11 protein-coding genes, 2 tRNA genes and 1 pseudogene are annotated in these 8,901 nt (G+C 67.0%); 3 read left to right on the forward strand and 11 right to left on the reverse strand.

Features of this window, described 5'->3' with window-relative positions; all coding sequences use genetic code 11:
- Positions 1-373 (reverse strand): annotated as a pseudogene (locus KZA10_RS03405) (hypothetical protein); the annotation flags it as partial.
- On the reverse strand, positions 370-957 hold the full coding sequence (gene sigK, locus KZA10_RS03410) for an ECF RNA polymerase sigma factor SigK (protein ID WP_218682175.1): 588 nt from the start codon (positions 955-957) through the stop codon (positions 370-372). The pseudogene KZA10_RS03405 and the gene sigK, both read right to left, overlap by 4 nt.
- Positions 958-1,163: 206 nt before the next feature.
- On the opposite strand from sigK, the gene KZA10_RS03415 reads away from it, so the two are divergent.
- Complete coding sequence (locus tag KZA10_RS03415) at positions 1,164-1,820, forward strand: fasciclin domain-containing protein (protein WP_141385841.1); 657 nt, start codon at positions 1,164-1,166, stop codon at positions 1,818-1,820.
- A gap of 137 nt (positions 1,821-1,957) precedes the next feature.
- A tRNA-Lys gene (locus tag KZA10_RS03420) sits at positions 1,958-2,030 on the forward strand.
- A 108-nt stretch (positions 2,031-2,138) separates the two neighbouring features.
- Here the strand turns inward: KZA10_RS03420 and KZA10_RS03425 are convergent.
- Positions 2,139-2,549, reverse strand: coding sequence for a DUF1622 domain-containing protein (locus KZA10_RS03425; protein ID WP_308289575.1), 411 nt, complete (start codon positions 2,547-2,549; stop codon positions 2,139-2,141).
- A 143-nt stretch (positions 2,550-2,692) separates the two neighbouring features.
- The gene (locus KZA10_RS03430) at positions 2,693-3,148 is read right to left on the reverse strand and encodes a hypothetical protein (protein WP_055865271.1); all 456 of its coding nucleotides are present in this window, start codon (positions 3,146-3,148) and stop codon (positions 2,693-2,695) included.
- Between the two features lie 180 nt (positions 3,149-3,328).
- On the opposite strand from KZA10_RS03430, the gene KZA10_RS03435 reads away from it, so the two are divergent.
- Positions 3,329-3,874 carry a type 1 glutamine amidotransferase domain-containing protein gene (locus KZA10_RS03435; RefSeq protein WP_218682176.1) on the forward strand — a complete coding sequence of 182 codons (546 nt, stop codon included), beginning with the start codon at positions 3,329-3,331 and terminating at the stop codon, positions 3,872-3,874.
- A 7-nt stretch (positions 3,875-3,881) separates the two neighbouring features.
- Here KZA10_RS03435 and KZA10_RS03440 read toward each other — a convergent pair whose 3' ends face one another.
- The 7 genes from KZA10_RS03440 to KZA10_RS03470 form a co-directional block, all read right to left on the reverse strand.
- A complete protein-coding gene (locus KZA10_RS03440) occupies positions 3,882-4,826 on the reverse strand; it encodes a DUF1254 domain-containing protein (RefSeq protein ID WP_218682177.1) in 945 nt (314 codons plus the stop codon).
- 81 nt (positions 4,827-4,907) lie between these two features.
- A complete protein-coding gene (locus KZA10_RS03445) occupies positions 4,908-5,423 on the reverse strand; it encodes a CGNR zinc finger domain-containing protein (protein ID WP_218682178.1) in 516 nt (171 codons plus the stop codon).
- A 230-nt stretch (positions 5,424-5,653) separates the two neighbouring features.
- Complete coding sequence (locus KZA10_RS03450) at positions 5,654-6,187, reverse strand: DUF1697 domain-containing protein (protein ID WP_141385837.1); 534 nt, start codon at positions 6,185-6,187, stop codon at positions 5,654-5,656.
- Positions 6,184-6,765: an isochorismatase family protein gene (locus tag KZA10_RS03455; RefSeq protein ID WP_141385836.1), complete on the reverse strand. Its 582-nt coding sequence runs from the start codon at positions 6,763-6,765 to the stop codon at positions 6,184-6,186. The genes KZA10_RS03450 and KZA10_RS03455 overlap by 4 nt, the downstream gene beginning before the upstream one ends.
- A 67-nt stretch (positions 6,766-6,832) precedes the next feature.
- Positions 6,833-6,905, reverse strand: a tRNA-Thr gene (locus KZA10_RS03460).
- A 69-nt stretch (positions 6,906-6,974) separates the two neighbouring features.
- Positions 6,975-8,528: an alpha/beta hydrolase gene (locus tag KZA10_RS03465; protein WP_218682179.1), complete on the reverse strand. Its 1,554-nt coding sequence runs from the start codon at positions 8,526-8,528 to the stop codon at positions 6,975-6,977.
- A partial coding sequence (locus tag KZA10_RS03470) for a DNA polymerase III subunit delta' C-terminal domain-containing protein (RefSeq protein ID WP_306300787.1) occupies positions 8,525-8,901 on the reverse strand: 377 nt, incomplete at its 5' end. The genes KZA10_RS03470 and KZA10_RS03465, both read right to left, overlap by 4 nt.

An 8,901-nucleotide genomic window follows, 5' to 3' on the forward strand; every position in this document is an offset into this window, starting at 1 on the left:
CCAGGGCGAACACGCTCCGCGTCCAGCGGCGCTGCTTCGGCTTCGGTGAGATCGCGGGCTCGTCACCGGCGCCGGCGCCGTACGAGTCGGCTGTGCTCTCGGCGTTCGCCGAGGAGGGGTCCGGATCCGTTCGCGATCCGTCGTCCTGCGGCATGTCCGCGATCCGCGCGAGCAGAGCGGTACGAATGTGCGAGGGCGGGGTGACAGGCTCGACCGGGTCTGCGAGCGACGCAGCGGTGGCGGTGTCCGCATCCACAGTGTCCTCCCATTCCGGGTGCTCAGTGAGGGCAGCGCGATAGCGTCGCTCGTCTTCTGCGTCGAGCGAGTGCAGCGCGGCACCTGCCGCGAGTTCCGCGAAGTCCTTCTCGTTCATGCCGTCACCCCCATCGCCGTGCGCAGACGAGTGAGCCCGTCTCGCATCCGTGTCTTGATAGTCCCCAGCGGCGCTCCCACGAGGGCCGCGATCTCGTTCTGACTGTAACCGCCGTAGTACGCGAGGACGAGCGCTTCGCGTTGCGCTTCCGGAAGACCCGACAGCGCTTCGACGACCTTTCCTCCCTCGATCCCCAATTCGACCTGCTCCGCGACACTGTCGTGCGCGACGCCGATGTCCTTGAATCCCGCTCGTACGTCTCGGTCGGCGCTCGACTGCGAAGCTCGCACCCGATCGACGGCCCGGCGATGAGCGATCGTCATGATCCACGCTCGTCCCTGACCTCTGTTCGGAGCGAAGCGGGAAGCGGATTGCCAGATCTCCAGAAAGACTTCCTGGAGCACCTCCTCGCTCTGCGCGCGGTTGATCAGCACACGGAGGATGAGGCCGAACACGCGGGAGGAGAGCATGTCATAGATAGTCGCGAAGGCAGCCTGATCACCGGAGGCGACGCGGACGATGAGGTCGGCGACAGCATCCTGCGTCGCTCCGTCCTCGGGAACGTCGAACCCATCGATGACCACCCCCTAAGCATGCCGTATCTCCTCCCCGATCACGTGCAGACGTCGCCCGAATGTGAAGGAAAAGAGATCGCGGAAATGTCCGCTCCTGCGCGGTCGTGGAGGCGGTTTCAAAGATTTCTCAGATTCGTCCCATCCGATCGCGAGCGGGCTCCGAACAGCCCTCGACGCCACGGAGAGGCCGTGGCTCAGTTCTGAAGGAGCTCGACATGTTCAGCACCAAGAAGAAGGTCACCGCAGCGATCACCCTCGGCCTGGCGAGCGCGTTCCTGCTCTCCGCCTGTTCCATGGGCAGCGGCAGCACCACGGAATCGTCCGAGCCGACGGCACCGGAGACGTCGGAGTCGACGCCGATGGAGATGGACCCGGCGGCCAACCTGGTCGGCCCCGGCTGCGCGGCATACGCCGACGCCGTGCCGGACGGCGCAGGCTCGGTCGAGGGAATGTCGCAGGACCCGGTTGCGGTCGCGGCTTCGAACAACCCGCTGCTGACCACGCTGGTCGCTGCGGTGAGCGGACAGCTCAACCCCGACGTCGACCTCGTCGACACCCTGAATGGTGGCGAGTTCACCGTCTTCGCACCGGTGGATGACGCTTTCGCGAAGATCGACCCCGCCACGATCGAGGCCCTCAAGACCGACAGCGCCACGCTGAGCTCGATCCTGACGTACCACGTGGTCCCCGGACAGATCGAGCCGGCTGACATCGACGGCATGTACACGACCGTGCAGGGCGCCGACCTCGAGGTGACCGGCAGCGGCGATGACCTGAAGGTCAACGGCGCCAGCGTCATCTGCGGTGGAGTGCAGACCGCGAACGCGACCGTGTACCTGATCGACACGGTTCTGATGCCCCCGGCTTCCTAAGCCAGGGACAGCCGGGTGGGAGGACGCCCGGCACACGCCCTTCTCAGGTTCTGGAGGAGAGACCCGGGAAGGAAAGGGGCCGTCGGTGGTGCTGTGTCGCCGACGGCCCCTCGTCGTGCGCACTAGACTTTGATGAGGGGCCTCTAGCTCAGTTGGCAGAGCATCGGACTTTTAATCCGCGGGTCGTGGGTTCGAGCCCCACGGGGCCCACCCAGAAGACGATGTGCTTGGGGTATCCGCACGAGCCGTCAGCAGCCCCGGGCGTCCACGCCTCCGTCGAGGAGGACGGCACATCCGCGAGCACCGCGCGCAGGTCGCTCAGGATGTCGGCGCCTCGGGTGCAACGGCCGTCGCCTCCGCGGCACGGTCTCGGCGGACGTTCTCCGCGATCAGCTGGCCGCCACTGGTCAGGAGGGCTCGACGCCAGGGCGCGACACCCTCGATCTCGATCTGGATCGACATCGAGAGCACCGTCCGGATCAGCACGATGAGGCCGAGGATCACGGCGTCCTCGATCGACGGCTTCGACGTGATGGTGCGGATGAGGTCGGCAGCGACCAAGACTTCGAGGCCGAGCAGGATAGCGGCGCCGAGCGTGTTGCGCAGGAGCAGATAGGCGGCGTGACCGTCGCCCGACCGTCGCCGCGAACGGACGGCGAGCACCACGGCGATGATGAACCCGACGACCATCGCGAGTGCACCGAGCACCTCGAAGCCCACCGCGATCACGGTGAAGAACGATTCGATCCCCTCAACGACGTGGCCCCCCCATTCTTGTTCGGTCAGGTCACCCCACCGACAGGATCACTCTACGGTGACGTCGAAGACGCGCGGATGCTCTCTCCGCCGCAGTTCGCCTCTCGGCAGCCGTCTCAGGACTCGCCGCCGGGCGCTCCGGTCAGCAGTTCTTCGCGGATGTCGGCCACTCCATCCGGGAGGGTCTCCCCTTCGAGGGCGAACACCGGCGCCTCCTGGGTGCCGCCGATGCCGCACACCGCGACGCTGTCCGCACCGTCGAGCGTCTTGGGGATGACCACGAACCAGAGCGATGACGGTTCGAGCCGTTCGGTGGTCGCCATGTCGCCGAAGTACGTCGCGTTCGGGGCCAGGGCGCGAGTCCTCTCGGTGCAGAGCTGCACGAGCACCGAGGGAGTGAATTCCGTCCCCGCCGCCGGCGGTTCCGCGGTCTCGGACGCCGAGGGAGACGGCGTGGGGGTCGGCGAAGACGTCGTGGAGGCGGAGGGCGAGGGGCTCGCCGCCGGCTCGGGAGCGCACCCCGCGAGCAGGACGAGCGCCGAGAGGAGGACGAGTGCAGGACGAACGCGCATGTCTGGATCGTACTGCCGAGGCTCCTCGATCCGAGCGGAGCGCTCCGAGGGCCGTCGCTTCTCCCGCTCACCTGTATCACCGGCTCGCCTGCGCGGCCACCCCCTTCCCTCCTCTTCCGCTGCGGGGGATCGTGGAGTCGTCCCCCGAACGGCGGACGACTCTCCAGGAAAGGACGAACGATGACTCTCAGCGGCAGCCGCGTGGCATTCCTCGCGACCGACGGATTCGAGGACAGCGAGCTCACGAGTCCCTGGGATGCGGTGACGGCGGAAGGTGCGAGCGCGACCATGATCGCCCCGGACGGTGCGGCCATCACCGGCAAGAACGGACATGAACAGGCCGTGGATCTACACGCGTCGGCGACCGCTGCGGATCAGTTCGACGCGCTGGTTCTGCCCGGCGGCGTCGTCAACGCGGACCATCTGCGCATGGACAAGGCCTCCGTCGATCTGGCCAGGGCCTTCTTCGAGCAGCACAAGCCGGTCGGTGTGATCTGCCACGGCGCCTGGATCCTCATCGAGGCCGGTGTCGTCGACGGGCGCACGCTCACCAGCTACCCGAGCCTGACAACCGACCTGCGCAACGCGGGCGCGACGTGGGTCGACGAAGAGGTCGTGGTCGATGAAGGCCTCGTCTCCAGCCGCACGCCCGACGATCTACCGGCGTTCAACGCGAAGCTCGTCGAGGAGATCGGCGAGGGGAAGCACGCCGGGCAGACCGCCTGACCGTGCTTCAGTCGGCGGGCTCGACCGAGGGAACGGTCCAGCCCGCCACCTCGGCCAGCCGTGGACGGTAGAGGCGGATCAACAGGTTCCATCCCTCGGGCGTCGGTATCCGGTTGGGGCGATCGTCGTCGAAGTCGCCGAGCCACACCGTCATGGATCCGTCGTCGTTCTTGACGCCGAACACGTCGTTGACGTTCGTGATGCCGGAAGCGCTCGGCTCGAAGTATCCGTCGCCGTTGTACACGCTGACCGAGTAGAACGCATCCGCCGGCACGTCGCGGAGCGTGAGCCGGTAGCGCCCGGGCTCGAGCCCGGGGAACAGTGCGACGTACTGCGCCTCATCGTCGGGGAGCCCGCCCCAGCCGGCAGCGGTTCCCAGCAGGTGATGCACGGGGTCCACCTGCTCGACGCTCCCGAAGCTCCGCGAGAATCCGCGAAGCCCCTCCGCGAGCGCCAGGAGATGATCACGGGTGACCTTATGGGTCACCGGGTCGAACGCCGACGGTGCGAACGGGGTGGCAGAGCCCGCATCCACACGCATGCCGTCCTGGATGCGGTGGACGGCATCGAGGTCGTCGGGATCAGTCGGATCGAACAGCACGCGGGCGGCTACCACCACGTAGTCGGAACCGAACTCGTCGACCGTGAGATCGTATGTTCCCGGCTCGTGCAGCACCCGGTTGATGTAGTGGTCCTGGTTGATGATCATGACCGAGACGTATCGGTCGCCGAACGGCGGAAGCGTGAACGTCACTCCGTGAGAGATGTCGACGATCGCGACCGAGTAGAGCGTGTCGCGGTTCTGTCGGATCACGGGCTGCCTGTCGAGCGGTGCCAACTGCCGATCGTGGTAGATCGCGTTCACGGCCCCGGCCTGTTGCAGAATCCGATCGATCATCACGTCCGTCTCAGCACGGGCGAAGTTGTCGACATTCACGATCACATCAGACACGTCGTCTCCTCATCGTCTCTCGGCCATCGTGGCACGGAAGCCTCGCGCATGGTGTGGCCGAAAGTCTCGATTCGCCGTCTGTCAGATCCGGGCGCGGTGTCTGCGCACCGCCGCACGGTTGGCGCAACGCACGGAGCAGAAGCGCTGGCGGCCGTTGCGGGTCACGTCCGCGACGACTCTCGTGCAGGGCGCGGCCTGGCAACGACTCAGCCGGCTCATCCCCCGGGTGACCAGATGCAGCGAGGTACCCAGGCTGATGACCGCCCGGAGCACGTAGGGCATCGACGGCACGTCGTCGCGGTAGTGCAGGTGCCATCCTTCGTCGTCGTGGTTCGTCAGGCGCGGGTAGGCGGCTGCGGCGGCGAGTTGTGCGTTGAGGAGGGCCGCTCGCGCGTCGGGGTCGGGTTCATCGACGATCGAGAGCCATTCGTCGATGATCACCCTGACCCGCTCATGGTCATCCGCGGCGGGCGGGAAGGTCTGCGTCATCCCCAGTTCGAGTGTGCGCGCCTCGATCCCTGCTCGATCCACCGGCCAGTCGTTGGCCAGTGACGCGGCCAACAGCACGGCATACTCGCCGTAAGGGTTGAGATGCATAAGACCATTACATCACGCTGGATGCATGACCTCGCTGAACACGCTTCCGATCCCCCGCGTCCACCCCGCTGCGCCGGCGCACGAGCATGCCTGGCTCGTGGAGTCACGTCATCCGACGAGCGAGGGCATCGTGCTCTATGTGCGGTGCTCGGCCTGCGACACCCGCCGGGTCGACCTGCAAGCCCACCCGCACACGCCACCGGCAGCGATGAGTACAGATCTGGGCGGAGTCACGCCGTCAACTCGATGAGCGTCCGCGTCGTCCGCAGGTTGCGTGCCGTCCCCGCGACGCCGAGCGCCCGATCCAGCACCGCCTTCGTGAGTCGGGTGGAGTGCATGCCGCCCTCGCCGTAGTCGATCCACATGTCGTCACCGACCAGCGCGATCCGCTCCGCCGGAAGGAGGCGCTGCTCCAATGCTTCGATCGCACCCTCCGACGGCGAGCCCTGGAGGAACATCGCATGCACGAACTTCACGTCGCCCTCGGGGAACGGCTGCGCGGATTCCGAGGACACCAACTGCGCGTGCGTGCGGTGGATGACGGGGGTGTCCACCCCGAACTCGACCCGGATGGCCGCGCGCACAGCGTCGCACGCGGCATCGGGATCCAGTGGCGTGCGGCAGAGGATGTTGCCGCTGGCGATGTAGGTGGAGACGTCGCCCAGGTCGGTCTCGGCGGCGAGCACTTCGCGGAGACGCGCCATCGGAACGCTGTTGCGGCCACTGACGTTCACGGCCCGCAGGAGAAGGACGCTCCGACTCACGCCTTGGGACTCTCGGCCAGTTCCGCTCCCGCGTGCACGAGCTCGGCGAGTGCGGCCTCGCTGGGCGCGGGTGCGACTCCGGCGACGAGGTCGGTGAAGATGCGGACGCGAACGCCGTGCGCGATGGCGTCGAGAGCTGTCGCCCGCACGCAGTGGTCGGTCGCGATGCCCACCACATCGGCGGTGAGCGCGCCCGCCGCGGTCAGGATCGCACCGACCGTCTCCCCCGCCTCCGTCCGACCCTCGAACATCGAGTACGCCGGCTTCCCCTGCCCCTTACGGACATGGTGGGTGACGGCATCGGTCGCCAGAAGCGGGTCGTACTCGGCCCCCTCGGTTCCCGCGACGCAGTGCACCGGCCACGAGTCGACGTAGTCGGGAGTCGGCGCGAAGTGCCCTCCGTTGTCACCGTCGGCGTCGTGCCAGTCGCGCGAGGCGATGATCACGTCGTAGTCGTCCGCGTGGGCGGCGAGAAAGACGGTGACGGCAGCGGCGACCGCATCGCCTCCCTCGACGGCGAGTGCCCCGCCTTCGGTGAAGTCGTTCTGGACGTCGACGATGAGAAGCGCTCTGCTCATGCTTCGAGAGTACGCCGTGAGGAACGGGAAAGGCCCCGTGATGTTCTTCGCATCACGGGGCCTTCGGAGCCGCTTGTCAGAATCGAACTGACGACCTTTTCATTACGAGTGAAATGCTCTGCCGACTGAGCTAAAGCGGCGTGCGACGCGTGAGCGGCGCGATCACCGATATTACCCTGTCTCGCGCTCTCTCGCGAATCGAGGCCGCATCACTCGCAGCGGAGGCCGTCTTCGGGCACGACATCATCGAGCAGGAAAGCCTCGACCGCGTCGTCGACGCAGGCGTTGCCCTTGTTGTACCCGGTGTGCCCTTCGCCGACGCGCGTGATCAGAACACCCTCTTCGAGCTGGTTCGCGAGTGATTCGGACCACTCGTACGGGGTAGCCGGGTCGTTCGTGGTGCCGATCACGAGGATGGGTCCCGCACCTTCGGCCTTGATCTCGCCACGCGTGCCCGTAGGGGGGTACGGCCAGACCGAGCAGGAGTCGGGGCCGGTCCAGTACGGCGCGATCGTCGGTGCGCCCTGAGCGATCTTCGCGTTGATCGCTGCCTCTGCTGCGGGATCGTCTTCTACCGGGTAGTCCATGCAGTTGTAGGCACGGAAAGCTTCGGCGGAGTTGTCGGTGTAGGTGCCGTTCTCGCGTCCGTTGTAGAAGTCGGCGAGGAACAGCGCCGATGTCGGGTCGCCCTGCAGCGCCTCATCGAGCGCCTGCGTGAGGTAGCCCCAGCTGTCCTGCGAGTAGAGCGCCGCGATGATGGCGGTCATCAGGGAGTCCGCGCCGAGCATGCGGCCGTCTCCACTCTTGAGCGGTGTGCTGTCGACGCTCGCGAGCAGCGCTCCCAGGTCGGTCATCGCCTCATCGACGGTGCCGTTGAACGGGCACTCCCCCGAGTCGAGGCAGTCCTGCATGTAGGCGCGCAGCGCGGATTCGAACCCGAGCGCCTGTGTCGCTCCGACCTCGAGCCCCGGAACGGCGGGATCGATGGCACCGTCGAGCACCAGGCGACCGGCCTTCTCGGGGTACAGCTTCGCGTAGGTCGCCCCCAGGAACGTGCCGTACGAGTAGCCGAGGTAGTTCAGCTGCTTGTCGCCCAGCACCGCGCGGATCAGATCCATGTCGCGAGCGGCGTTGACCGTGGTGATGTAGGGCAGGATGCCGCCGCTGTTCGCGTCGCACGCCTCGGCGAAGGCCTTGTGCGAATCGAGCAGCTCAGCCTCCCACTCCGCCGTGCCACGGGCCGCAGCGGGGATGCCGTACAGGTACTCGTCCATCTGCGGGGCGTCGTAGCAGGTCACCGCGGTCGATGCCCCGACCCCGCGCGGGTCGAACCCGATGACGTCGAAGTTCTCGATGAGGTCGGAGCCGACGGCGTAGTCGAGGTTGTTGAGGATCAGGTCGACACCGCTCGCCCCGGGGCCACCCGGGTTCGTCAGCAGCGAGCCGACGGGGGTGCCCTCGGCGCGGTGCCGAACCACCGAAAGGGTGATCTCACCCTTGCCCGGGTCTTCCCAATCGAGAGGCGCCGTGACGTCGGTGCAGTCGAAGCCGACACCGCACTCCGTCCACGTCAGCTCCTGCGAGTAGAAAGGCAGCAGGTCTTCGGCGACGCCCTCGGTATCGGGGGCGCTGGTCGTCGACGGCCGCGAGGACTGCTCGGGGATCATCGCGTACAGACAGCCCGAGAGCGCGACGGACGCAGCGGCCAGCCCTGCGATGATCGCGGCGGCTCGACGCAAGCGGGAAGTCGATCGATTGTTCACGGTTTCCTCCCGCTCGTGATGGTCACGAGCAAGCTTTCCAGGGCGAGCAGAGGGGCGACGTTGCGCTCCAACGACTGCCGCGTGTCGGCAAGGTGGTCAAGTACGACAAGCGTACGGGTCTCGGACCAGGCGGATGCGAGGTCGGTCAGCTCGGTGCGAAGCTCACTGTTGATGAGATCGTCACCACGGCCGAACTGCAGCATCACGACGTCGCGGAACAGCGACTGCAGATCGGTGAGCACGCGGTCGATCCCGTCGCGCAGGCTGCGCGTCGCCCGCTTCTTCTGATCGTCTTCGAGCGCGGAGAGCTGCGTGCGCAGGGCCGGCGGGACCGCCTGCCCCTCGGCGATGCCGATCGTGCGCAGCAGCGACG

The organism is Microbacterium sp. BF1 (assembly GCF_019279095.1).
GTDB lineage: Bacteria > Actinomycetota > Actinomycetes > Actinomycetales > Microbacteriaceae > Microbacterium > Microbacterium maritypicum.